The sequence below is a fragment of the Streptomyces sp. NPDC101191 genome (assembly GCF_044767915.1).
Taxonomy (GTDB): domain Bacteria; phylum Actinomycetota; class Actinomycetes; order Streptomycetales; family Streptomycetaceae; genus Streptomyces.
The window spans coordinates 624,760-647,089 of record NZ_JBIWOU010000003.1 but is presented as its reverse complement, the minus strand read 5'-3'; the positions used below and the strand labels follow the sequence as shown (position 1 = coordinate 647,089).

The 22,330-nt window shown below is 71.4% G+C and carries 23 protein-coding genes, 1 tRNA gene and 1 pseudogene; 9 read left to right on the top strand and 16 right to left on the bottom strand.

All coding sequences use genetic code 11. The features are described from left to right. The first annotated feature begins 11 nt into the window (after positions 1–11). Entirely contained in the window at positions 12–1,565 is a 1,554-nt protein-coding gene (locus ACIRQF_RS16165) for a M28 family metallopeptidase (RefSeq protein ID WP_376627542.1), read from the top strand. A 9-nt stretch (positions 1,566–1,574) separates the two neighbouring features. Here ACIRQF_RS16165 and ACIRQF_RS16160 read toward each other — a convergent pair whose 3' ends face one another. After that, positions 1,575–3,197 carry a helicase HerA-like domain-containing protein gene (locus tag ACIRQF_RS16160; protein ID WP_404092658.1) on the bottom strand — a complete coding sequence of 541 codons (1,623 nt, stop codon included), beginning with the start codon at positions 3,195–3,197 and terminating at the stop codon, positions 1,575–1,577. A gap of 95 nt (positions 3,198–3,292) precedes the next feature. Between ACIRQF_RS16160 and ACIRQF_RS16155 the strand changes: the two genes are divergently transcribed. After that, positions 3,293–3,589: a type II toxin-antitoxin system VapB family antitoxin gene (locus ACIRQF_RS16155; RefSeq protein WP_003949502.1), complete on the top strand. Its 297-nt coding sequence runs from the start codon at positions 3,293–3,295 to the stop codon at positions 3,587–3,589. Between the two features lie 238 nt (positions 3,590–3,827). Further along, on the top strand, positions 3,828–4,457 hold the full coding sequence (locus tag ACIRQF_RS16150; protein WP_404092655.1) for a LytR C-terminal domain-containing protein: 630 nt from the start codon (positions 3,828–3,830) through the stop codon (positions 4,455–4,457). Positions 4,458–4,513: 56 nt separating this feature from the next. Here the strand turns inward: ACIRQF_RS16150 and upp are convergent, their stop codons facing one another. After that, positions 4,514–5,149, bottom strand: a complete 636-nt coding sequence (gene upp, locus ACIRQF_RS16145; RefSeq protein ID WP_389759258.1) for a uracil phosphoribosyltransferase — start codon at positions 5,147–5,149, stop codon at positions 4,514–4,516. Between the two features lie 89 nt (positions 5,150–5,238). On the opposite strand from upp, the gene ACIRQF_RS16140 reads away from it, so the two are divergent. The 4 genes from ACIRQF_RS16140 to ACIRQF_RS16125 all read left to right on the top strand — a co-directional run bounded on the left by ACIRQF_RS16140 (position 5,239) and on the right by ACIRQF_RS16125 (position 6,814). After that, on the top strand, positions 5,239–5,439 hold the full coding sequence (locus ACIRQF_RS16140; RefSeq protein WP_376627534.1) for a hypothetical protein: 201 nt from the start codon (positions 5,239–5,241) through the stop codon (positions 5,437–5,439). Positions 5,440–5,639: 200 nt separating this feature from the next. Then, positions 5,640–6,176 (top strand): hypothetical protein, encoded by a 537-nt coding sequence (locus ACIRQF_RS16135; protein WP_376627532.1) that lies wholly within the window; start codon positions 5,640–5,642, stop codon positions 6,174–6,176. 68 nt (positions 6,177–6,244) lie between these two features. Beyond that, positions 6,245–6,673: a tRNA adenosine(34) deaminase TadA gene (gene tadA, locus ACIRQF_RS16130; RefSeq protein WP_376627659.1), complete on the top strand. Its 429-nt coding sequence runs from the start codon at positions 6,245–6,247 to the stop codon at positions 6,671–6,673. Positions 6,674–6,729: 56 nt separating this feature from the next. Further along, positions 6,730–6,814, top strand: a tRNA-Ser gene (locus ACIRQF_RS16125). A gap of 65 nt (positions 6,815–6,879) precedes the next feature. On the opposite strand, the gene ACIRQF_RS16120 is transcribed toward ACIRQF_RS16125, so the two are convergent. The 13 genes and pseudogenes from ACIRQF_RS16120 to ACIRQF_RS16060 all read right to left on the bottom strand — a co-directional run bounded on the left by ACIRQF_RS16120 (position 6,880) and on the right by ACIRQF_RS16060 (position 16,449). Then, complete coding sequence (locus tag ACIRQF_RS16120; RefSeq protein ID WP_404092652.1) at positions 6,880–8,157, bottom strand: tyrosine-type recombinase/integrase; 1,278 nt, start codon at positions 8,155–8,157, stop codon at positions 6,880–6,882. 87 nt (positions 8,158–8,244) lie between these two features. Continuing rightward, on the bottom strand, positions 8,245–8,463 hold the full coding sequence (locus tag ACIRQF_RS16115) for an excisionase family DNA-binding protein (RefSeq protein ID WP_404092650.1): 219 nt from the start codon (positions 8,461–8,463) through the stop codon (positions 8,245–8,247). Between the two features lie 88 nt (positions 8,464–8,551). Then, positions 8,552–9,816, bottom strand: a pseudogene (locus ACIRQF_RS16110) (DUF3631 domain-containing protein). A gap of 185 nt (positions 9,817–10,001) precedes the next feature. Then, positions 10,002–10,958 (bottom strand): bifunctional DNA primase/polymerase, encoded by a 957-nt coding sequence (locus tag ACIRQF_RS16105; RefSeq protein WP_404092648.1) that lies wholly within the window; start codon positions 10,956–10,958, stop codon positions 10,002–10,004. A gap of 85 nt (positions 10,959–11,043) precedes the next feature. Further along, positions 11,044–11,331, bottom strand: a complete 288-nt coding sequence (locus tag ACIRQF_RS16100; RefSeq protein ID WP_404092646.1) for a hypothetical protein — start codon at positions 11,329–11,331, stop codon at positions 11,044–11,046. 198 nt (positions 11,332–11,529) lie between these two features. After that, positions 11,530–13,650: an FtsK/SpoIIIE domain-containing protein gene (locus ACIRQF_RS16095; protein WP_404092644.1), complete on the bottom strand. Its 2,121-nt coding sequence runs from the start codon at positions 13,648–13,650 to the stop codon at positions 11,530–11,532. An 80-nt stretch (positions 13,651–13,730) separates the two neighbouring features. Continuing rightward, positions 13,731–13,940, bottom strand: coding sequence for a DUF6257 family protein (locus ACIRQF_RS16090; RefSeq protein ID WP_404092642.1), 210 nt, complete (start codon positions 13,938–13,940; stop codon positions 13,731–13,733). 78 nt (positions 13,941–14,018) lie between these two features. Beyond that, positions 14,019–14,396 carry a DUF6251 family protein gene (locus ACIRQF_RS16085; RefSeq protein WP_404092640.1) on the bottom strand — a complete coding sequence of 126 codons (378 nt, stop codon included), beginning with the start codon at positions 14,394–14,396 and terminating at the stop codon, positions 14,019–14,021. A 20-nt stretch (positions 14,397–14,416) separates the two neighbouring features. Next, on the bottom strand, positions 14,417–14,755 hold the full coding sequence (locus ACIRQF_RS16080) for an RRQRL motif-containing zinc-binding protein (protein WP_404092637.1): 339 nt from the start codon (positions 14,753–14,755) through the stop codon (positions 14,417–14,419). Next, positions 14,752–15,624 carry a DUF2637 domain-containing protein gene (locus tag ACIRQF_RS16075; protein WP_404092635.1) on the bottom strand — a complete coding sequence of 291 codons (873 nt, stop codon included), beginning with the start codon at positions 15,622–15,624 and terminating at the stop codon, positions 14,752–14,754. The genes ACIRQF_RS16080 and ACIRQF_RS16075 overlap by 4 nt, the downstream gene beginning before the upstream one ends. Next, complete coding sequence (locus ACIRQF_RS16070; protein WP_376636872.1) at positions 15,621–15,887, bottom strand: hypothetical protein; 267 nt, start codon at positions 15,885–15,887, stop codon at positions 15,621–15,623. The genes ACIRQF_RS16075 and ACIRQF_RS16070 overlap by 4 nt, the downstream gene beginning before the upstream one ends. Beyond that, positions 15,887–16,186, bottom strand: coding sequence for a hypothetical protein (locus tag ACIRQF_RS16065; RefSeq protein WP_404092633.1), 300 nt, complete (start codon positions 16,184–16,186; stop codon positions 15,887–15,889). The genes ACIRQF_RS16070 and ACIRQF_RS16065 overlap by 1 nt, the downstream gene beginning before the upstream one ends. Continuing rightward, entirely contained in the window at positions 16,183–16,449 is a 267-nt protein-coding gene (locus tag ACIRQF_RS16060) for a DUF6284 family protein (protein WP_404092631.1), read from the bottom strand. The genes ACIRQF_RS16065 and ACIRQF_RS16060 overlap by 4 nt, the downstream gene beginning before the upstream one ends. A 462-nt stretch (positions 16,450–16,911) precedes the next feature. Between ACIRQF_RS16060 and ACIRQF_RS16055 the strand changes: the two genes are divergently transcribed. Both ACIRQF_RS16055 and ACIRQF_RS16050 read left to right on the top strand, forming a co-directional pair. Further along, the gene (locus ACIRQF_RS16055; RefSeq protein ID WP_404092628.1) at positions 16,912–17,667 is read left to right on the top strand and encodes a GntR family transcriptional regulator; all 756 of its coding nucleotides are present in this window, start codon (positions 16,912–16,914) and stop codon (positions 17,665–17,667) included. 29 nt (positions 17,668–17,696) lie between these two features. After that, positions 17,697–18,206 (top strand): AAA family ATPase, encoded by a 510-nt coding sequence (locus ACIRQF_RS16050; protein WP_404092882.1) that lies wholly within the window; start codon positions 17,697–17,699, stop codon positions 18,204–18,206. Between the two features lie 273 nt (positions 18,207–18,479). Here the strand turns inward: ACIRQF_RS16050 and ACIRQF_RS16045 are convergent, their stop codons facing one another. After that, on the bottom strand, positions 18,480–22,199 hold the full coding sequence (locus ACIRQF_RS16045; RefSeq protein WP_404092626.1) for a hypothetical protein: 3,720 nt from the start codon (positions 22,197–22,199) through the stop codon (positions 18,480–18,482). Positions 22,200–22,330 lie beyond the last annotated feature (131 nt).

Below are 22,330 nucleotides of genomic sequence, written 5' to 3'. Positions count from 1 at the left end.
GAAGGACTTCTGTGAACGCATCGCAGCGCAGAGCCGCCGCCGTTCTGGCCGCCGCAGCACTCGCCACCCCGCTGGTGCTCGCCGCGCCCGCCACCGCCACTCCCGACCCCGGGGCGGCGCCGGCCCGAGACGCCGCAAAGCTGGCCAGGAAGCTGGTCCGCGAGACGACCGCGCAGGACGCCTTCAAGCACCTGCAGAAGTTCCAGGCGATAGCCGACTCGGCCGGCGGTCACCGCGCGGCCGGCTCCCTCGGCCACGACGCCTCCGCCGCCTACGTGTACACGCAGCTGAAGAAGGCCGGCTACGCCGTCACGTACCAGAAGTTCGACTTCCAGTACACGCAGACGCTGGCCGAGAAGGCCGCCGTCCTGTCGCCCACCGCGCGCGACCTGCCGATCAAGGCGATGACCTACACCAAGTCGACGCCGGTCGGCGGCATCAAGGCCGCCCTGGCCGCCGCCCCGGTCGACGCCGACGGCAGCAACGGCTGCGAGCCGGGCGACTTCGCCGCCGGCGCCTTCACCGGCAAGATCGCCCTCGTCAAGCGCGGCGGCTGCACCTTCGCCGCCAAGCAGGAGAACGCCGCCGCGGCCGGTGCCGTCGGCGCGATCATCTACAACAACACCGACGGCGCCCTCTCCGGCACCCTCGGCGACGCGGCCGCCGCGAAGGTCCCGACCGGCGGCGTCACCAAGGAGGAGGGCGAGAAGCTCGCCGCCGAGCTCGCCGCCGGCCCGGTGAACCTCTCCTTCGAGATCCGCCAGCTCCAGGAGAAGCGTTCCACCAACAACGTCATCGCGGAGACCCCCGGCGGCAACGCCGCCAACACGGTGATGCTCGGCTCCCACCTCGACTCCGTCACCGCCGGCCCCGGCATCAACGACAACGGCTCCGGCTCCGCCGGTCTCCTCCAGACCGCCCTGGAGCTCGCCAAGTCGAAGGACAAGGTCCGCAACAAGATCCGCTTCGCCTGGTGGTCCGCCGAGGAGAACGGCCTGCTCGGCTCCGAGCACTACGTGGCCAACCTGAGCTCCCTCGGCAAGAAGGAGATCAAGCTCTACCTGAACTTCGACATGATCGCCTCGCCGAACTACGGACTCTTCGTCTACGACGGCGACAACTCCGACGGTGTCGGCGCGGGCCCCGGCCCCGAGGGATCCGCCCAACTCGAGCGCGACATCAACGACTTCATGGACAAGAGCGGGGCCCCGCACGAGGGCACCGACTTCACCGGCCGTTCCGACTACGGCCCGTTCATCGAGGTCGGCATCCCCTCCGGCGGCACCTTCACCGGCGCCGAGGGCATCAAGACCGAGGGCCAGGCCAAGAAGTTCGGCGGCGAGGCGGGGGTCGCGTACGACGTGAACTACCACGCCAAGGGCGACGACATCCACAACATCGACATGGCCGCCTTCGACGTCAACATCGACGTCATCGCCAACGCCGTGGGCACCTACGCCCACGACATCAGCTCCCTGAAGCGGCCGGTCGCCTTCGTCCCGACCACCGGCGACGCGGGCAGCGGCGGCGGTCTGCACGCCGACCACGACGAGCTGACGCAGTAGACGTCCGCGTCACCTCCTCCTGCGCGCGGTCCCGAAGACCGACCGGCTGATCTCCCGGCCCAGCTGGGTGCCGATCGACCGCGCCAGGGACTTGAACAGGCCGCTTCCGACGACCTGTTCGGTGAGCGAGGGCTCCTCCTTCGGCTGCTGCCGGGGAGCCCTCGCCGCCTCCTTCTCCGCCTTCTCCGCCTTCTCCGCCTTCTCCGCCTCCTTCTCCGCCTTCTCCGCCGCGGCCTCCTCGGCCGCGCGCAGCGCCTCCGCCTCCGCCGCCCGCTGCTCGGCCGTCAGCTTCTCGTACGCCGACTCCCGGTCCACCGCCTCCGCGTAACGCCCGTACAGCGGCGAGCCCTTCACCGCCGCCTCCAGGTCGGGCCCCGGAACCGGTCCCATCAGCGACTGCGGCGCCCTCAGCCGGGTCACCGCCACCGGGGTCGGGGCGCCCTTCTCGCTCAGCACGGTGACCACCGCCTCGCCCGTGCCGAGCCCGGTCAGCACCTCCTCCAGGTCGTACCCCGACTTCGGGAAGGTCCGCACGGTCGCCTTCAGCGCCTTGGCGTCGTCCGGGGTGAAGGCGCGCAGCGCGTGCTGCACCCGGTTGCCGAGCTGGGCGAGCACGTCCGAGGGCACGTCCTTCGGGGTCTGCGTCACGAAGAACACCCCGACGCCCTTGGAGCGGATCAGCCGCACCGTCTGCGTGACCGCCTCCAGGAACGCCTTCGAGGCCCCGTTGAAGAGCAGATGCGCCTCGTCGAAGAAGAAGACCAGCTTCGGCTTGTCGAGGTCGCCGACCTCCGGCAGATCGCCGTACAGGTCCGCGAGCAGCCACATGAGGAAGGTCGAGAACAGCTGCGGCTTGTCCTGCACGGCCGGCAGCTCCAGTACGGAGACCAGGCCGCGCCCGTCGGGCGCCGTGCGCAGGAACTCGCCCGTGTCGAACTCCGGCTCCCCGAAGAAGCCGCCCGCACCCTGCTGCTCGAAGGCCGTGATCGACCGCAGGATCACCCCCGCCGTCACCGTCGACAGCCCTCCGATGCCCTTCAGCTCGGCCTTGCCGACGTCCGAGACCAGGAACGCCACCACCGCCCGCAGGTCCTTCAGGTCGACCAGCTCCAGGCCCTTGGCGTCGGCGTAGTGGAAGATCAGGCCGAGCGACTGCTCCTGGGTGTGGTTCAGCTGGAGCACCTTCGACAGCAGCACGGGGCCGAAGCTGGTCACGGTGGCCCGGATCGGGATGCCCGCGCCGGTGCCGCCGAGCCCGTAGAACTCGCAGGGGAAGCCGGCCGGCGTCCACTCCTGGCCGACCTGCCCGGCCCGCTCGCGCACCCTGTCGCCGTCCTGACCGGGTGCGGAGACGCCGGAGACGTCGCCCTTGACGTCGGCGAGGAAGACCGGCACCCCGTGGGCCGACAGCTGCTCGGCGATCAGCTGGAGGGTCTTGGTCTTGCCGGTGCCGGTCGCTCCGGCGACCAGTCCGTGGCGGTTGAGCATGGGCAGCGGGATGCGGATCGGCGCGTCCGGGTGACAGGTCCCGTCCCAGAGCAGGGCCCCCAGATCGAGTGCCGCTCCGTCGAAGGCGTACCCGGCCGCGATCCGCGCCCACGGTTCGGCGGACGGCTGCTCACTCTCGCTCATGACGGACCCCTGTCCACTTCGCGCATGATTTGTCCCAGCTTCGCACCGGGCCCGCGTGGCTGCGCCGGGAGCCGCTCGCCCGGTAGGCTTTCCGTGTGATCTTCAAGCGCATCGGAAACGGCCGGCCGTATCCCGACCACGGCCGGGAAAGCACCCGGCAGTGGGCGGACGTGGCACCCCGCCCGGTCCGCCTCGATCAGCTGGTGACCACCAAGGGCCAGCTGGACCTGGAGACGCTGCTCGCCGAGGACTCGACGTTCTACGGCGACCTCTTCGCGCACGTCGTGAAGTGGCGCGGCGATCTCTACCTGGAGGACGGGCTGCACCGCGCGGTCCGCGCCGCGCTCCAGCAGCGCCAGGTGCTGCACGCACGCGTGCTCGAACTGGACTGACCCGCACCCGCCCCGACCGGCCCGGCCGCCGGGCCCGCACCGGAGCACCCTCCCGGGGGCGTCCTCGGGCCCCGCGGGCCTCTCCGGGCCACCGCGGGCCTCCCCGGGCCTCCGCGGGCCACCGCGAGCCACCGCGGGCCCTCCCCACTGATCCTTTCGGGGCCAGTTCACGCCCATCCGGACGCGATCACATGATCATCCAGTAGGCATCCCCGGCGGGCCGCATTACGCTGCGTTCATGAGCATGCTCACTCCCCCCGGAATGGGCGGAAAGTACCGCATCACGGGAGATGTCTATCCCCGTATGCGCCGCCCCCACCGCCGGCGCAGGATCGTCCTCGGGGCGGCGGCCGCCGTGCTCGTGCTCGGCGCGGCCGGCTGGGGGACGTTGCAGCTCGTCGACGTCTTCTCCGGCGACGGCGAGACGAAGACGACCGCCGGCAAGCAGGCCGACTGCAAGCCCGCCGCCACGCCGAGCCCGCAGCCCGCTGCGGCCGCGCTGCCCAAGCCCGCCCAGATCACGGTCAACGTCTACAACGCGACCCCGCGCAGCGGCCTCGCGAAGACGACCGCGGACGAGCTGAAGAAACGCGGCTTCGCCATCGGCAAGGTCGGCAACGCGCCCGCCGCCTACGACAAGAAGGTCACCGGCATCGGGCTGCTGCTCGGCGCCCCCGGGGCCGTCAAGGGCACGTTCTCGGTCGTCGGTACCCAACTGAAGGGCACGACGACCAAGGTCGACACCCGCACCACGGCGGACGTCGACCTGATCATCGGCACGGCCTTCAAGACGCTCGACCCGAAGGCCGTGGCGGACGCGGCGCTGGTCGCGCTCAACAAGCCGAAGCCGGTACCGGGCCGCTGCTGAGAGCGGCCCGGTACCGGCTTCGACCGGAATCCGGGTCCTATACGGCTACCACGTGCCTACTCGGCGGCGCCGTACATGCGGTCGCCCGCGTCGCCGAGGCCCGGCACGATGTAGCCGTTCTCGTTGAGACGCTCGTCCACCGAGGCCGTCACGACGGTCACCGGCGTGCCCGCCAGCTCGCGCTCCATAACCTCGACGCCCTCCGGGGCGGCGAGCAGTACGACCGCGGTCACGTCGTCCGCGCCGCGCTTGATCAGCTCCTGGATCGCCGCGACGAGCGTGCCGCCGGTGGCGAGCATCGGGTCCAGGACGTACACCTGGCGGCCGGACAGGTCCTCCGGCATCCGCGTCGCGTAGGTCGACGCCTCCAGCGTCTCCTCGTTGCGGATCATGCCGAGGAAACCGACCTCGGCCGTGGGCAGCAGCCGCACCATGCCGTCCAGCATGCCCAGACCGGCCCGCAGGATCGGCACCACCAGCGGACGCGGGTAGGACAGCTTCACACCGGTCGTCGGCGTCACCGGGGTCTCGATGTCGACCTGCTCGGTCCGCACCTCCCTGGTCGCCTCGTAGGCGAGCAGGGTGACCAGCTCGTCGGCGAGCCGGCGGAAGGTCGGGGAGTCCGTGCGCTTGTCGCGCAGCGTGGTGAGCTTGTGGGCGACCAGCGGGTGATCGACGACGTGGAGACGCATGCCCCAACAGTAGCCGGGACTGGCATCAACCCACGCCAGCGAGGGAAGGTGGGGGGCACAGGGAACCCAGCGATGGGGTGGTGTCGCCTATGCCCGACCTGGAGAACAAGCGCGGCGGCAAGGCTCCCGAGGAGCCCCGCCAGGAGACCGACGCGGAGCGCCGCAGGCGCCGCGCACAGTTCCTGCGCGAACTGAACGAGGCCAAGGCGCTGCGCGACCGCGTCCAGCCGCGGCGCGCCCGGGCGGCCCGGATGCGACAGGCGATGCGCATGCGGACCTTCCGGTGGTGAGCCCCGGGACGGCGGGGCCGTGCGCCCCCTCCGTGCGCCGGGGTCGCACGCCCGCCCGATCGCGGTGACGTTCAGACTGATGCACGACGCAAGAGCCGAAGACCTCTCCTGAAGCCGAGCTTTCTGTCACGATGCCGATTGGGCGGGGCATCAGGAGCGCGCCGCCGGATCATCACACCTCTGATCAGTGGGAGAGTCAGGTGTACTTCGCCGCACTGCTCGCGCGCACCGAAGACGGGTGGGAAGCGAGCGATACGGAGCTCGACAACGTGGAGACGCTGGCGGACCTGGCCGATCTGGCCCGGGAGTCCGCAGCCGACGACGGGGAAACGGTGATCGTCTTCATCGAGCAGGAGGAGGCGTGGTTCGGCATCGTGCGCGTCGACGGCGAGGACGACCCCCGGGTCTTCGTCTCGAACGCGACGGTCGCGGCCCGCTCCTCCTACGGGGAGATCCTCACCTCGGAACTGCTCGGCGGCGACGACGACCCGGACATCAGCGCGCTCGACGAACTGGACCTGGACGGCACCGAGGACGGTGAGCCGGAGGCGGAGGCCGACGACGCGGCGGACGACACGGACGGCAAGGTGCTCCCGGCGGGGCCGCTCGGCGACGGGCGGATCCTGGCGGACCTCGGCGTGACCGAGCGGGAGCTGCTCGACCTCGAGTCGGGAGACGCCCTCGGGGAGATCGCGGAGGCGATCGGCGCGAGCGAGATCCTGGAGGCCGTGCGCTAGTGCCGCCGCTCGCAGCACCCGGCCCGGTCGCGGGCGCCGATCCCGTACGGGACCCCTGGCGGGACCCCATGCGGCGCGCCCTCGCCGAGGCAGACCTGGCCGCGTCGGCCGGTGACGTACCGGTCGGCGCGGTCGTGCTCTCCCCCGAGGGCGCGGTCCTCGCCACCGGCCACAACGAACGCGAGGCCGTCGGCGATCCGACCGCCCACGCCGAGATCCTGGCCCTGCGCCGGGCCGCGGCGGCCACCGGCGAATGGCGACTCGCCGGCTGCACGCTCGTCGTGACGCTCGAACCGTGCGTGATGTGCGCGGGGGCGCTCGTCCAGGCGCGGGTCGAACGGGTGGTGTTCGGCGCGTGGGACGAGAAGGCGGGCGCGACCGGCTCCCTCTGGGACCTGGTCCGCGACCGGCGCCTCAACCACCGCCCCGAGGTGATCCAGGGCGTCCTGGAGCGGGAGTGCTCGGCCCAGCTGACCAGCTTCTTCCGGGACCGCTGAGCTGCGACGGGAGATGGATTTCAGTCCACGGGCACCTTTGGGCTAAGCTCTCTCTCGGTAGCGTGTCCGAGCGGCCGAAGGAGCTCGCCTCGAAAGCGAGTGTGGGGAAACTCACCGAGGGTTCAAATCCCTCCGCTACCGCTGGTAGATGAAGGGCCCGGTTCTCAGAACCGGGCCCTTCACTCATCTCCGTCTCAGTTTCCGTCTCAGTTGGCCGGCACGAGCGCCCCGTCGGCCCCGTCGTCGTCCTCACCGGACCTGGCCGCGTCCGCCTGCCAGATGAGCCCGTCGACCTGCCGGGCCACGTCCGTCCGCACCGTGTCGACCATGTGCTGGTATCGCGCGGCCATGGCCGTGGTGGACCACCCCATCAGCCCCATGACGGCGCGCTCGGAGACTCCGAGGATCAGCAGGACCGTTGCCGCAGTGTGCCGGGCGTCATGCAGGCGCCCGTCCCTGACCTTCGCGTCGGCCAGAAGCTCCTTCCAGTCGTCGTAGTCGGTCCGGGGCGGGGTACCGCGCCCGTCCGGCGTGGCGAACAGCCACCCCTCGTCGGCCCACTTGTCCCCCGCCGTAGCCCGTTCGGCGTCCTGCTTCACCCGGTGGGCCCTCAGCAGGTCCACGAGCTGAGCCGGCAGGCCTACCGCCCGGCGCCCGGCCCGCGACTTCGTGTCGGCCGTCTCAGGGTTCGTGCGCTGACGCTGCGGGCAGTACCCCGCCTTCCGGCCGCAGGTGTCGCCGCACCCGTGGGCGTAGCGCGGCCGGCGACGGCTCCGACGCACCATCAGAACCCCTCGCTCGGTGTCCACGTCCGTCCACTTCAGCCCGAGGGCCTCACCCTGACGCAGTCCGAGCGCGAGGGCGACGGCCCAGCGAGCCGAGTTGCGGCGGTCCTCGGCGGCCCGCAGAAGCCGCTTCACCTCATCGACGGTGTACGGCTCGATCTCCTCCTCGCTCACCCGGGGTGCCTTGGCAAGCTGCACCGGATTGCGCGCGAGATGACCGCGCCGGACCGCCTCATTGAGCGCGGTACGGAACGTGCGGTGGATCTGGTGGATCGTGCCGGCGCGGCGGCCATCCGCCTGCATCCGTCCGTAGAAACGCTCGATGTGCTCGGGCCCGAGCTTGTCGAGCCGGTGAGCGCCCAACGCGGGAATCAGGTGCGTCCTGACCGCCACGCCGTAACCCACCATCGTGTTCTCGTTGACGGCGAGCGGGGCGATGGTGTCGACCCAGTGAGTCAGCCACGTCTTGACCGTCCAGACACGGCCCGCCTTGCGCATCGCGCCGGTGTCGCGCTGCTTCTCCAGCTCGCGCACAGCGGCCGTCGCTTCGGCGCGAGTCTTGCGCTCAACATGCCGACGGTCAGGCTTGCCGTCGTCACGAATGCCGACCGTCACGCGACCGTGCCACTTGCCGTCGTTGCCCTGATAGATAGAGCTGCGGCCGTTGGGCTGACGGGTGCGCTTCTTCTCTTCCGCCACTAGCGGACTCCTTCAGGTGAAGTGGGTGCGAAACGACCGGAGCGCCACCTCCGGCTTGGGGCGGCGCTCCGGTGAGGGGTGAGCGAGTCAGGCCGCGCGCTGCTCCGTGCGGAGTCGGGCGACGTAGGCGGCGGGGGCGTCGGCCGGGACCCGTCGGAGTCCGCCGACCATCAGGGACTCCAGCTTTCCGGTCCGGATGAGGCTGAAGCAGGTGGTGCGGCCCACGCGGAGTCGGCGGGCGGCCTCCTCGACAGTGAGCAGAACGAGCGTGGAATCAACGGTCACTTCGGAAAGGGCCGCGTCCATGCGGTGCTCCTTTGGCGTAGTGCGTGGGAGCTTTCCTAGCCCCCTTCTGGGAAGTCCGCTACATCCGCTACATCCGCTACATCGCAGGTCAGGGGCGGTTTTTGTGTAGCGGATGGGGTGTCGTGTAGCGGCTACGCGCCGGTTCGGGACTGGGCATGTAGCCGCTACATCGGGGGTGATCCGCTACAGCCGCACCCGGTCTGACCTGGCGTGTAGCGGATGTAGCGGATGTAGCGCCTACTCGGAGGTGGAGGGCGCGCAGTAGCGGGCCCACGCGTCGGTGAGGTCGGCGGCGTAGTACCCCTTGAGGACCCCGCCGGCGGTGCGGATGTTGCGGGCGACGATGGGCGTGTTGTCCACGGTCATGTACTCGCGGAGCATCTTGGACAGGCCCCGGGAGTCGAGCGGCCGGCCGCCCATGTCGGCCCACGGGGAGTCGTCCAGGGAGTTGAGCCGGTCGATGATGGCCATGGTCGGCAGGCGGTCGATGCCGATCATGACCTGGTCGCGCAGGTCGGTCAGGAGCCGGATTCCGATGCTGCCCTTGTCGTCGACCTGGGACGCGTTGACCAGTTCCACGCAGGCGGCGCGGGCCCGTTCGGGCCAGTCCCCGCCGGCCGCGTCCGCGACGGCGAGCAGGGGTTCCCACACGTCGGCGGGTCGGTCGGTGACTCCCTCGGGCATCTCGGGCCATGCTTCGCTCACCCGGTCGCGTACCTGGTCGGCCCACTCGGCGAGCCGGTCCCGCAGGGCGTGGCCCTGCTTCATGTGGATGCGCTGCCGGTAGGGCTCGGCTTTCTCGTTGCGGGCCTTGCGGCGCATGCGGACGATGACGGAGCGGGACAGGACCGTGTCCGGCAGCGAGCCGAGCCCGGCCATGGCGACGGCGCAGTAGGAGTCGAAGACCTGCGCGTTCTGCTGCGAGCCCTCACCAACGCAGCGCAGGGCGCCGCCGATCCGCCGGTATCCGGCGTTCAGGAACCCGCGCAGGGCCTCATCGGTGTTGGCCTTGGGGCCGAAGATGGTGTCGACCTCGTCGAACAGGACGGTGGGCAGTCCCTCGGAGGAGCCGACGAGCCGGTAGAGGGCGTTGGCGGAAGCTGAGACGGTGCTGATCGCGCGGGGGGTCAGCAGCTCGATGATCTCCAGTGCGCGGGACTTGCCGGATCCGGGCTCCGGGGAGAGGAACGCGATACGGGGCGTGGTCTCGAAGCAGTCGACCAGGTGGGCGTGGGCGTCCCACAGGACCACGGCGACGTAGGCGGCCTCACGGGGAAAGACGTTGAATCGGCGGTGGAATGTCTCGACGTCGGTGAGCAGGGCGGAGCCGTCGATGGGCTGCTGCGCGTTCACGCGGCACCCCTCCTTCCGGGTGGGAACGTGCGTGGTCTGGTCGGTCTGCTGCGGGTCAGGGCTAGACAGGACGCCTTCGGCGACGCCCTTCGGAGCGCCCACCCCCGGCTCCTGCGGAGGCTGTTCGGCGTCCTCGGCGGGGCTGGGTCGGAGAGGGCTCTTAGAGGCTTCGGGGAGGGGGTTGTTCATGCCGCCCTCCGGCCGTCGGCAGGGTTGTGGGCGATCGACCAGTCCAGGCCCCGGGCGATGACGTCGTCGTAGTAGCGCTGCGACTCGGTAGCGTTGCCCGCCGCCGCGCTACTAAGAGCCTGCTCGACCTCCACGCGGGTCAGGTCGCCAGACGCGACGAGCCGACCCAGGGCCCTCGCGGCCCTGAGCAACGTGTTGTTGCGGGTGCCGTCTGCGGCGTGGGCGACGTTCCGCACCTCGTTGTCCAGGGCCGCTTTCGCGTACCGGGATCCCGTAGCGGTCAGCGGCACCGGCACGTGCCTGACGGGCTTGGGGCGGGCCGTGAGCGCATCGGCGAGCCATGCGGGCAGCGGGATGGGGCTGATGCTGTCCAGCACCGTGTAGGCGCCGTCCGGGGTGTGGCTGCCGGGGGCGACGACGTACCCGCCCCAGCCCCGGGTGTCGATGTGCTTGCCGAGGCGTCCGGCCGTGCAGCCGAGCCGCGTCCCTTCGGGTTGGGCGAAGTACAGGTGCTGCCCGCCGCGTGCGGTCCGCACCCGGAAGGTGGTGGGGACGGCCTGTCGGGCGCGCTCGCAGAGCGCTTCGAAGCAAGTCACGCCGTCAGGCGTTCCTTCTTCGTCTGTCGGCTTGAGGGTGTCGAGGTCGACCACGAGCAGCCCGGACGGGCCGGTCGCGATCCCGACGTTGTACGGGGCGTGGGTCCAGGCGGCGGCGAGCAGGTCGGGGTCTGTGGTGGCGCGCTGCTCGGGGGTGCGGTGGCCGTTCGCGCAGCGGCCGGTGCCGGGGCAGCGGGCCTGCGCGTGGCCGGCGGGCCGCTTGTCGCGGGGGCGGAGCGGGAAGACGTGCCACCCGCGCTCGGCCGCCGCGACGGCGTGGGCGAGCAGGTCGAGCCCGGGCAGATCGATGGACGGTAACCCGTCGGGCTCTCGCCGGATGACGGCGGGTTGGGTCATGCTGGAGACCTCCACTGGTCTGTTGGGATCTGGAGATGAGGGCGGCCCGGTCTTTGGCGAGATGGCGGGCCGCCCTTGGCGTTGGCTAGAACGGCGGCTCATCGCTGTAGCCGCTGGACGTCCCCCACGGGTCGGCGTCGGGCCGACGGCGGCGCGGGGGCTTGGGGAGCGGGAGGAGAACCCAGGACCGGTCCTCGTCCCAGCAGTGGCATGGGTCCCACTCGGTGCCGGCGTACTCGCCGGTGTCGTAGTCGCCGTAGTCGCGGTTCTGCCCGCCCTCGCCCCCGCAATCGGGGCAGCGGGGGCGAGGCGTGTCGGTGAGGATCAGCATGCGGCGGGACCACTCACGCACCCGCAGACGCAACCTGAGCAATGTCACTCCTCGTGATCGACGGTTCGAGGCAGGGAGGGAGGCAAGGGTGCGCCGGAACAGCGCCCTGGAGGGGGTTTCGGGGCGCTGACCTGGGCTGCTTCCCTGCCTCCCTGGATGGGTGTCTGTGCTGGTCAGGGCCAGGGAGGCGGGTCAGGGAGGGGGTTAGGGAGTTCTCCCTGTCTCCCTGACGCCTCCCTGTCAGCGGGCGGCGGTGTCGGGGCCGTCGGTGTCACGCTGGGCGAGCGCGTGGGCGACTCGGAGGCCGTCGACGACCATGCGGCCGTCGGACTTGCGGGGTGCCGCGTCGGCCGCCTCCAGGACCTGACGAAGGTCGGCGAACGTCCACTCGCGGTACTCGCCCGGGTTCTTCTGGGCGAGCCGCTGCAGGACTTCCTGGGTGAGCATGCGGGGCTTGTCACCGAGCACGTCGGCGATGTCGGCGAGCGGGTCCACCACGGTGGCCGGCTGCTCAACGGCGGACAGGGTGGTGACCCCGTCGCGCAGGGCCTTGGCCCGGTCGGCGATGGCGTGGGCGGTGTCGGTATCGATGTAGTGGGTCCGCACCGTGATGGACGCCTGCCCGGCCGGGATGGTGATGCCGTCCGACGCCACGACCACGGTGCCCTTGTCCAGGCCCTGGCGCAGCAGGTGCGGGGCGGCCCCGCCGTCGACGGCCTTGTCCCCGAGTGCCATGCGGGCCTGGGATTCGGTGCCGAGGGCGAGGGAGATGCGGGTGTGGGCACCCTCACGGACGAGCTTGGGCAGGTTCTGGTCGGTCGGGTCCTGCGTGCCCTCCCACAGCAGCACGTCCACAGCCCGGCCCTGGTTGTGGATTTTCCGGGCGGCCATGAAGTACCGGGACGTGGCCTTTGAACCGCCGTACTGGCGCCTGTTGTCGTCGACGGCCGGGCACATGAACGCGACCTGCGCCTCATCGACGATGAGGATGAGCGGCGGGAACTTCGTGCCGGGCGGAGCCTGGATGCGCCGCTCCATCTCCTCCACGCCACCTTCGAGCATCTCGGTGGCGTCGATGACGTGTTCGTCGGTCGGGCCCTGGATGAGGACGGTGGCGAGGCCGTCGAACATGCCCCAGTCCCCGACGCCCTTGAGGTCGGCGATCCGGAACTCGACGGTCTTGTCGAGGGCGAGCCACAGGACGAGCGCCCGCAGGGCGGCGGTCTTGCCCTGGTTCGACAGACCCGTGATCAGGAGCATCCGCTGGAACAGGCTGAGCATGGCCGCATCGCCACGCAGGTCCTGGCCCCACGGTGCCTTGCCGGTCTTGTAGTTGGCGGTCATGGTCTCGTCGGTGACGAGAGGGGACGGGCCGATCGGCTCGTCCAGGGCGCCGGAATCGGCGATCCACAGCCGCACCGTGCGGGCGGCGGTGGGGATGGTGATGAACACTTCGTGCTCGTGGCGGGAGAGGTTCTCCGCGAGCTTCCGGCGCCGGTTCTGCACATCCAGCGTCGACACTCCGGACGGGAGAGTGACGTCGACCTCGACACCGCATCCGGCGATCCGGATCGGGCCGAGCATCGCGGCGCCCGCGTCGCCCATCTCCTTGATGGCCCGGGTCAGCGGTGCCACGCCGAGGTCGCGCAGGGCGGTGACCACGATGGAGGGGGTGATCGGCGCCCCCGCGTCATCGCTGCGCTTCCCGGCGGGGAGGGTCCACTGCGGGGCGGCGCCCCGCTGCCGGCCGACCGCCCACACGGCCGCGAGGGCGAGCCACGGCCCGATGACCATGGCCGGGCCCCACACGACCTGGACGATGACGACGAGCAGCCGGATCAGCTTGATGACGGCCATGAGCGGGGTGACCACGTCGCTGATCTCGCCGTTGGCGATGGCCAGGGCGATACCGATGGCGATCAGCGCTCCTATGCCGCCTCCGACGCCGAACGCGGCGCCCTTCACGACCTTTTCAGGGGAGGCGAGCAGGTCCATGCGCCGCTTGTGCCGCTCCGTGCGGAAGCGGTGCAGCCGCTCCTCCCAGTCCCCCGCGGCTTCGTAGTTCCCGGCCGCCTCCGCCGCGCGGAGCATGCGTTCGTAACGGGCGCCGGTCCGCCCGTCCCACGCCCGACGGGTGACGATCCGGGTGCCGCCCAGGACGTAGGAGGTGTGCCGGACCATGGCGCGGCCGGCGGTGCGGGTGCGGTCGTGCCGGGCCGCGCGGACGACGGTCCGACCAGCGCGCTTCCACACCCGCACCGGCTTGGCCGGGGCGGGTTCCGGCACGACCGTGAGCGGCGCCGGTACTTCCGTGGGCTGTTCGGTGGGGTTCTTGAACAGGGGGACGACGTTCTCGGTCATGCTGGTCTTCTCCTGCTGCTCGGAGGCAGGCCCGGGGCGGCCGGTGATGCTTGGCGGCTGTCGGCCGCCCCGGGGCACCGCTACTTGCCCTTCTTGGCGTTCTTCTCGGCCCGCTTGTGGGCGCGGTCGAGGATGCGGTTGACGTTGCGCTCCAGGTCGGAGCGGTCGGCGTTCTCACCGGCCATGCAGCGCTTGGCCATCCGGGCGACGTTCCACGCGATCCGCGCGTTCTCGCCGACGGTGAGCTGGGGGTAGTTCGGGTCCTGCTGCTCGTTCTTCTTGCTGGCCACGACACGTCCCTTCCGGGGCCGGGGCTGTCCCGACTCCCCACCCGCCCCGACCCGGTGGACGGGGCGAACAGGCAGGCGTCAGCGACGGCGCTTGCGGGCCCTGGCCAGGGTCTTGGCGGCGTTCGTGCCGTCGGTGCCGCCGATGCTGCGGACGACGGTGACCACGCCCCAGGACAGGACGGCGGCGAGGAACGCGAGCAAGGCCAGGTTCGCGGCCATCGCGGTCAGCGCACCGACGAGCAGCGGGCCGAAGTAGACCCCGGCCGCGACCGCACCAGCGCCCACACCCGAGCCGAGCGCGATGCGCTGCACCGTCCGGTCCGGCGGGGCCTGGTGGATGTGCTGGTGGATGACCTGCGGCGCGGCCGCCTGGTGGAGCGCGGGCAGGTGGTCGGCGTAGGTATAGGTGCCGTCCGGGAGCTGAACGACCCGGACCGGCTCAGGAAGGCTGTTCATGGTCCTCTCCTCGGTGCCGTTCAGGCGGCGGTAGAGGTGTCGGGGTAGGCGCAGGCGGTGCACATGCCGAGCGAGGGCGGAATGCGGTATCCCGCGTCGCGGCGGCACTCGGGGCAGACCCTGCGGGCTGCGTTCGCCCGGGCCAGAGCCGCCCGCTTGGCCGGGGTCATCGGGCGGACGGGTTTGGCCCGGTTGATGCGGTAGAGGTAGGCGACGAGCGGGCCGCCACGGCGGCGGGGCCGTTCGAGCTGAGCGGCGACGTCCTGACCACCCGGGCGCAGACCGCGCGCCCGAAGCTGCCGGAACGTCGCCAACCCCTCCGGAGCGAGCCGCCACGGGTAGGACGGGATTCCGCTCACGAAACGGCCCCGACCGGCTCAGGCGCCGGGGCAGCGGCGCGCTCGGCCCGCAGAGTGTCGCGGAGCGTCCGTGCCTTGTCGGGGGACGTGCGCAGAGCCTTGCGGATGCCCTCGGCGGTCAACTGATCGACCGGCCAAGACTCCGTCACCCGACGCGCCTCGGACAAAAGTTCCTCGGCCGTACGGCGGGGGCGGGTCGATCGTGCCGCGTCCGGCACCCGACCGGTCGCCCGGCGCGGGGCCGACTGCTCGGCCGCCACCGCCCGCACCACAACCCGATCGATCGGCACCTTGCCGGTCGCGGAATCGACCTGCTCGGGCCACTCGTCGGCCACCCGCTCGACCAGCGCCGGAAGCGGCTCCGGGGTGACTTCCACGAGGTCAGGGGTAGACCGTTCCGCGTCGATCTGCGCCGATTCCTCCACATTCGCGGGGTCGATCGATTGGTGGTGGAGAACCTTGGCGACCAGATCGGAGCCGAAGTAGATCGACCCGACCGGCAGCGACGTGGCGAGCAGGACGAGCACCCAGTTCACCGCATCCCACTCGGCCAGCCGCGTCCAGTCGACCGATCGGCCATGAAGCTCCGGCACCAGACCGTGCACGAAGTTCAGCACCAGCGAGGCGGCGGTGTAGGCGGCGAGGACACGCAGCGCGAACCGCTTGTCCGCTCGGTCGGTCAGCACCAGGGTGGCGACCAGGGCCAGGGCCATGAGGCCGTCGACCACTAACGGGTAGAGCGTCGCCCCGGTCTGGTCCGCGCCGACGGCGGTCGCCACGTCCCGCAGCGCGTTCCACGAGACGCGGAACGCCATCCCGACCACGGCGACCAGGGCGAGGACGAGCAGGGCCTTTCCGGTGCGGTTCACCGGAACCACCCCCGCTTCTTCGGCTCCTCAGTGAAGGTGGCGTAGTCGCCGGGCGGATAGACGTAGACGCTCAGCGCACCCTCGGCCGCGACGGCCGCCGCGCCCAGAAGAGAGATCCCGGCGGCGGCGACCGTGGAATGGTCGGCCGCGATGTCGGCGAGGCCGGCCGAGGCCTGCGTGGCACGGCGCGCCAGGTTCGGCGTGCCGTCCGGGTCAGTCATGTTGCGGATCGCGTAATCGCGGACCTTGTCGCGCAGACCCATCAGGCCACCACCCCAGTGCCGGGGCGGCCCTGCCCGCTGGGCTCGAACGGGGTGTAGGTGACGGGGTGGTCCGCCGTGTGGCGGCGGACGTACGCGGTGGTGTCCTCCAGCGCCCCGGAGCCCGGCTGCTGGAGCAGGACCGAGACGGCCACCCACACGTTCGTCGCACGGTCGACGAGCAGCCGCTGGAACTTGTGGTCGTCGCCCTCGCGGATCGACGGGACCGGGAGGTCCAGGGCGTCCGCGATCGCTCCCAGCAGCTCCGTGACGTCGCCGCGCAGCTCGGTGTTCTCGCTCATGCGGCACCGCCCGCCTGCGCCAGGCCGGCGCGGTTGGTCAGGTCCCGGCGGGCCGCCATGACCCGGTTGTGGGCCCGGCGGATGCGCTGGTGGTCCAGCTCGGTGGCCGGGCGGTCGATGGTCATGATCTGCGCGTCGAGCAGGTCGACCTCCGCCAGGATCAGCGGAAGCTCCTGCTCGATCGCGTCCAGCTCCGCGTCCGACGGCTCACCGTCGAACGGGACGGCCGTAACAACGGCCTGAAGTGCAGCGATGGACTTCATTGGGTGTGTTCCTTCCAGACAGGAACGGCCCGAACAGAGCCCCCGGTGTTCCCGCACCGGGGGCTCACGCCGTTTGGAACCATCCGGCTCCCTACAACCCCGCCCGTACGGCCCCGGGAGGGACCGGACGGGCGGGGGAGGCAATCGGCCGCAGCCACAAGCACTGCGGAGCATGTGCAGTCGTGCAGATGTCTCCTCCGGGTGCGAACCCAAGGCATATGGAGACGTGACCTTTCGGTCTAAGCCCTCCGGTTAATGACCAGGACCCGGGCGCCCTCGGCCCGCTCTATCCCGGGCCCCTTGACCTCGAATGGCCCCTGCATCAGGGCGCATTGAGGTCCTGCACCCTCCGATCGGTTGAACCGACCGGCGGGCACGTCCCTAAGGTTCCCTAGGGTTCCCTGCGGTGTCAAGCGGTAAGCTAGGGAACCGCAGGCAAGTCACCGACAGGGAGTGAGCGACATGGCAGGCCAGGCCGACAATCGGGCGCCGTACGCGAGGATTGCCGCCCACTACACGGAGCTGATTGCGTCCGGTCAGCTTCAGCCCGGGACCCTCTTGCCGAGCATCAAGAACCTCTCGGAAGAGTGGAAGGTCAGCACCGCGACTGCGGAGAAGGCGCTGCGCAAGCTGCGCAACGACGGTCTTGTTCGAGGCATCCACGGCATCGGCACTGAGGTCTTGGACGCGCCGGCCCCGATGTCCTCGGGGTCACAGCGTCAGGACCGGGGGCGTCGCACAGGGTCTAGCTGGGGAGACGGCGAACGATCCGACTCGCACCAGGCCACCGTCGTGCCCGCCCCCGCCGAAGTGGCACAAGCGCTGGATATCCCGCCCGGCGCCGACGTCATCCGCCGTAGCCGTGTCTACAGGGACCGGCACGGCATCGTCGCTCACAGCACGTCGTGGATTCCGGCCCGGTACGGCATGCTGATTCCTCAGCTAGCTACGAGTGAGCGACTGACAGGGGGAACCTCCCTCCAGCTCATCGCCCAGGCGACCGGCCACCCGATCAGCCACCGAATCGACACCGCCTCAGCCTCGCTGCTGACGCCCGAATACGCCCGGCTCCTGGAACTGGAACCTGGCAACTTGCCGGCGGAACCCGTGGTCGTGATGACCGCAAAGTTCGTCGACAGCGAGGGCAGCATCGTGGAGTACGGCGTCGACCTTGGAGGACCGGGCCGGACATGGCGCACAGAATCGGAGGTCTCGTGACGCTCGATCAACCGCCGCGCTGCGTCCTGATGGCTGGGCTTCCCGGCTCGGGCAAGACCACCCTCTCTCGCGCGCTCACAGCTCGCGGCTTCGTGCGGCTGTGCCCGGACGAAGAAATGTTCCGCCGTCATGGCGTCTATGGGGTGGACTTTCCCCGGGGGATCTTTCCGACCCTCGAACGGCCGGTGCTGGAAGACGTGGCGGTCGAACTCCGTGAACAGCTCAAGGCGGGTCACGATGTCGTCGTCGACCATGGCTTCTGGACTCCAGAGGACCGGGCGAAGTGGCGAGAGATCGCCACCGATGCAGGCGCGACCCCGGTACTCGTTTACCTGGCAGCCAGCCATGATGAACTTTGGGCCCGAGTCAGGCAGCGCAACGAGTTCCACGCCAACGACCCGAACTCGATCTACTTCTCTGAGAGCGACCTACAGCGGTACCGCACGCGGTTCGTCCCTCCGGAGGCTGACGAACCGCATCTGATGTACGACGGCGACCCTGGTGTCGTGATCGCGGCCCTGGACGCGTCCCACCCCTGACGATTGAGCGGCAGACGTGCAGGTCAGCGGGCAGGCCTCCGTCTCAATTTCCGTCTCATTCACCCCCGTCCGGAGGGGTTCAGATTGGTTCACTCGGGCAGCGACCGGGCGGGGATGAACGAGGGTGAACGAGCCTGAATGGCCCCCCGACCAGTACGAACAGACCTCGAAAGCGAGTGTGGGGAAACTCACCGAGGGTTCAAATCCCTCCGCTACCGCCAGAAAACCTCCCCGACCTGCGGAAACGCGAGTCGGGGAGGTTTTTTCATGCGCTCAGGGCCGGTCCTTGCAGGGCGGGTCGTAGGGCAATCCGGGGACGTACTGGGCCCATTGGGCCGGAGTGAGGACGTTGCCGGTGACACGGCAGATCCAACGGGCGGCGGCATCGGGGTCGGTGGACCAGAGGCGGACGGGCTGCGCCTCGCCCGCTGCGGCGAGTGTCCGGCCGTCGGGGGCGAACGCGAGGGCGGTGATCCGACCGCTGCCGGCCGAAAGAGGGCGGCTGAGGGCTCCGGCGCCCGCCGGGTCGGTGAGGCGGACCGTGCCGTCTGCGTCCCCCACCGCGAGCACGTCGCCGCGCGCGGCGAAGGCCAGTGCCATCACGTCGCTGCTTCCCGTGACCGCGCCGCGGGCGACCGGGCGGGCCGGGTCGGCGAGATCCCACGTGGTGAGCCTGCCCTGATCGGCCTTGGCGAGCGCGCGGCCGTCCGGGGACAGGGCCAGGACCTGAGGGGCCAGCATGTCCGGAAGGCTCCCGGGCACCCGCGTGACGGGCGCCGGCCCCGTGCCGACCCACAGCGAGAAGTCGCCGTCGTCGTGGCCGACACCGACGATGCGCCCTTCGGAGCTGACGGCCAGTGAGCCGACCCCGCCCTCACCGGTCTTCAGGGGCCGGTCGGCGGCTGCGGCCGCCCCTTCCGGACCGGCGAGACCCCACACCTCCACGCCGAGGGAACCGCGCACGACGGCGGTGCGGCCGTCCGGGCCGAGGGCTGCCGAAGGGCTGTCCCGTGCCGTGGCGCGTTCGAGGAGCCGGCGCGGGCGGCCGGGGTCGCTGATGTCCCAGCGGCTGACCCGACCGTCCCGGACGTCCAACGTGGCCGCGGCCAGGGTGCGGCCGTCCGACCCGAAGGCCAGAGCAGTCACCTCTCCTGTACCGGCGGACAACGTGCCGAGGACCCGCGGGCCGGCACGGTCGGCAAGACTCCACAGCCGGACGGCGCCGCCCCGGCCGCCGGTGGCGAGCCACCTCCCGTCCGGGGCGAAGGCGAGCGCGCGGGTGTCGTCCGCAGCGGCGGGAAGCGCGGCGTCCGGCAGATGCCAGACCATGACCGGGCCGGTGTCGGTGCCGCCGACCAGGGTGCGCCCGTCCGGGGCGAACGCCAGTCCCCGCACAGCGCCCGAGGGCGTAGGGAGGGAGGGCCGGGACCTCGGCGCGTCCGGGTCGCTGAGGTTCCACAGGCGTACGGTCCTGGACCCGTCGGCGACGACGAGGGTGCGTCCGTCCCGGCTGAAGGCCAGGGAGGTGGTGGCGGAGCCGTTCGCCGGCAAGTAGTAGGGAAGACGCCGCGGGCGGGCAGGGTCCGTGAGGTCCCACACCCACACCTTGGTGTCGTTGGAGAGGGCGAGGTACCGCCCGTCCGGGCGGTAGGCGATGCGGTATCCCTCGGCCCGCGCGTCCGGCGGTTCGAGCCGTGCCGGTGCGCGGTCCGGGTGGGCGAGGTCCCAGATCCGCACGGTGCGGTCGCCGCTCGTGCCCGCGAGGGTGCGGCCGTCCGGGCCGAAGGCGTACGGAGCACCGGCCGAGCGCGTGGGAGCCCCGGGCAGCAACACGGGGCGTACCGGATCGGCGAGGCTCCACGCCAGCATCCGGCCTGTGGCACCGCTGCCGACGAGGGTGCGTCCGTCGGGGGCGAAGGCGACCAGGTTTCCCCCGCGCTCCCCGGCACCGAGGGGCAGGTCGACGGGGACGGGGCGGGCGGGGTCGGTCACGTTCCACAGCACGGCGGTCGCGCCCATCCGGCTCGCGGCGAGAAGGCGGCCGTTCGGGCTGAAGGAGATCCGGAGCGGCAGCCCTCCGGCCTCGATCGGCTTTCCCAGCTCCTCCGGCCGGGCCGGGTCGTCGATATCCCACAGCCGGATCACCCCGCCGGTGTCCAGGGCTGCGAGCACTCGGCCGTCCGGGCGGTACGCCGTGTCCACGACCAGGCGGCGAAAGCCGTTGAGGCGGCCCGTCATGACCGTGTTCGCGTCCACCAGCAGATTCGTCGTCGTGGCCGGCCGCGGCGCCAGCCGGTGCGCCACCAGGTCGAGCCGGGCGGCGAGCGCCGGATCGGCGGTCCGCAGGTCGTCCGCCTGGGTCGTGATCCGGGCCGCCAGTGCCGCCCGCTGTTCCGCCTGGGCCGAGTCGTGGGAGCGGAGGGCCAGGAGGGTCGTGACGGAGGCGACGAGGGCGAGGGCGGTGAGGACCGCGACGATCCTCCGCCTGCCGCGGACCACCCGCTTGCGGAGGAGCAGGGACGCGTCCAGGAAGGCGCGGCGGAGCGGGTCCTCCTCGGACGGGTCCGCGGCCGCGGCGAGGGCCCGGTCCAGCGGCTTGCCGCGGTGGAGCGCGTCCGGCTCGCGGCCCGTGGCGTTCCAGGCGCGGGCCGCCGTGTCGAGGTCCTGGAGGACGAGGTTGCGCGGGCGGTCGTCGTTGATCCAGCCGTGCAGCAGCGGCCAGGCGCTCAGCAGGGCCTCGTGGGTGAGGGAGACGGTGTCCCGTTCCTGGACGAGGAGCCGCTTCCCGGTGAAGGCGGCGAGGACGGCCTCCGCGGCCGCCTTGTCCGGGAAGGACGCCAGAAGGTGGTCGCGGCGGATCCGGCGGCGGCTGTCGGCCGTGTCCTCGCCGATGTTGACCATGCCGAGGAAGAGGCGTCTGGCGATGCGCCGGCCTGCCGGGTCGAGCTGATCGTGGACCCGGTCCGCGCTGTTGCCCAGGGCGTGGGCGACGCCGCCGGTGCCGGTGTAGCCGGCGACGGTGAGGAGCCTGCCCTGGCGGTTCTGCCAGGTGGCGCGCAGGGCGTGGGCGAGGAGCGGCAGCGCGCCGGGCTCGGCGAAGCCGTGGGTGGCGCCGAAGTCGGCGACCAGGACCTCGGCGAGGCCCGGTTCCAGCCGTAGCCCGGCCGCTCTGGCCGGGAGGCGGATCGCGTCGAGGAGTTCGTCCCGGGTCATCGGGGGAAGCAGGAGCTGGTTGTTCTGCACGGCGGCCCGCAGCCAGGGAAGTTCCGCGCAGCGGGCGTAGAAGTCGGCGCGCAGGGCGAGGACCACCAGCGCCACGGCCCCGTCCGCCAGCCACTCCAGGACCTTCACGAACGCCCGCCGCTCCTCCTCGTCCGCGCACAGCGTGAAGAGCTCCTCCGCCTGGTCCACCACGACGAGCACCCGTCCGGACCCGCCCGCCGTCCGCCGCAGCCGGTCCGCGAAGCCGGCCCGGTCGGTGGTCCACCAGTCGGCCGTAGGGTCCGTCTCCCCCGCCAGTTCGGCGAGGCGGGTGGTGAGCTCGCGCAGGGGGTGGGCGGTGGGGGTGAGCAGGAGGCGGGGCCAGTGGCGCGAGCCGGGTACGGGGATCCTGCCGCGGTCGAGGTCCTGCGAGAGGCCCGCCTGGAGCAGGGAGGTCTTGCCGGCGCCGGAGGGGGCGACGACGACGAGGGGCCTGTGGTCGGCGTGGCAGTCGGCCAGCCGTTCGCCGAGTTCGGTGAGGAGGCGGCGGCGGCCGTGGAAGCGGTCGGCCTGGCCCGCGGTGAAGGGCGCGAGGCCGGGGTACGGGCAGTCGTCGGTGACCGGGCCGACCGTGCGGTGCTCGCGGTCGCCCTCGGGGTTCTCGATGTAGAGGTGGACGTCGCCCTGCTCGGCGACGTACATGTCACGTCCGGAGGCGTAGGAGCGCGAGGAGGGTTCCTCCTCGTCCGCCTCCTCGCTCCAGCCCTCGCCGTCGTCGTCCGCCGTGCTCACCACTCGGACCCCCTTCGGGAACGTCCTTCACGTGCGTCACAGACGCGAAGCGTAGCCATGCGCATGCCATGGATGAAGGGGGCGTCAAGGGGTCGTGGAGGGGGTCGGGGAGGAGGACGAGGGAGGGAGGA

What these genes read in the sequence shown, in the direction of transcription:
- ACIRQF_RS16095 (WP_404092644.1), bottom strand. Translation starts at nt 13,650, where the DNA reads ATGACCGAGAACGTCGTCCCCCTGTTCAAGAACCCCACCGAACAGCCC.
- ACIRQF_RS16140 (WP_376627534.1), top strand. Translation starts at nt 5,239, where the DNA reads ATGCCCGACCTGGAGAACAAGCGCGGCGGCAAGGCTCCCGAGGAGCCC.
- ACIRQF_RS16050 (WP_404092882.1), top strand. Translation starts at nt 17,697, where the DNA reads ATGGCTGGGCTTCCCGGCTCGGGCAAGACCACCCTCTCTCGCGCGCTC.
- ACIRQF_RS16060 (WP_404092631.1), bottom strand. Translation starts at nt 16,449, where the DNA reads ATGAAGTCCATCGCTGCACTTCAGGCCGTTGTTACGGCCGTCCCGTTC.
- ACIRQF_RS16160 (WP_404092658.1), bottom strand. Translation starts at nt 3,197, where the DNA reads ATGAGCGAGAGTGAGCAGCCGTCCGCCGAACCGTGGGCGCGGATCGCG.
- upp (WP_389759258.1), bottom strand. Translation starts at nt 5,149, where the DNA reads ATGCGTCTCCACGTCGTCGATCACCCGCTGGTCGCCCACAAGCTCACC.
- ACIRQF_RS16055 (WP_404092628.1), top strand. Translation starts at nt 16,912, where the DNA reads ATGGCAGGCCAGGCCGACAATCGGGCGCCGTACGCGAGGATTGCCGCC.
- ACIRQF_RS16105 (WP_404092648.1), bottom strand. Translation starts at nt 10,958, where the DNA reads ATGACCCAACCCGCCGTCATCCGGCGAGAGCCCGACGGGTTACCGTCC.
- tadA (WP_376627659.1), top strand. Translation starts at nt 6,245, where the DNA reads ATGCGGCGCGCCCTCGCCGAGGCAGACCTGGCCGCGTCGGCCGGTGAC.
- ACIRQF_RS16115 (WP_404092650.1), bottom strand. Translation starts at nt 8,463, where the DNA reads ATGGACGCGGCCCTTTCCGAAGTGACCGTTGATTCCACGCTCGTTCTG.
- ACIRQF_RS16070 (WP_376636872.1), bottom strand. Translation starts at nt 15,887, where the DNA reads ATGGGTCTGCGCGACAAGGTCCGCGATTACGCGATCCGCAACATGACT.
- ACIRQF_RS16085 (WP_404092640.1), bottom strand. Translation starts at nt 14,396, where the DNA reads ATGAACAGCCTTCCTGAGCCGGTCCGGGTCGTTCAGCTCCCGGACGGC.
- ACIRQF_RS16150 (WP_404092655.1), top strand. Translation starts at nt 3,828, where the DNA reads ATGAGCATGCTCACTCCCCCCGGAATGGGCGGAAAGTACCGCATCACG.
- ACIRQF_RS16065 (WP_404092633.1), bottom strand. Translation starts at nt 16,186, where the DNA reads ATGAGCGAGAACACCGAGCTGCGCGGCGACGTCACGGAGCTGCTGGGA.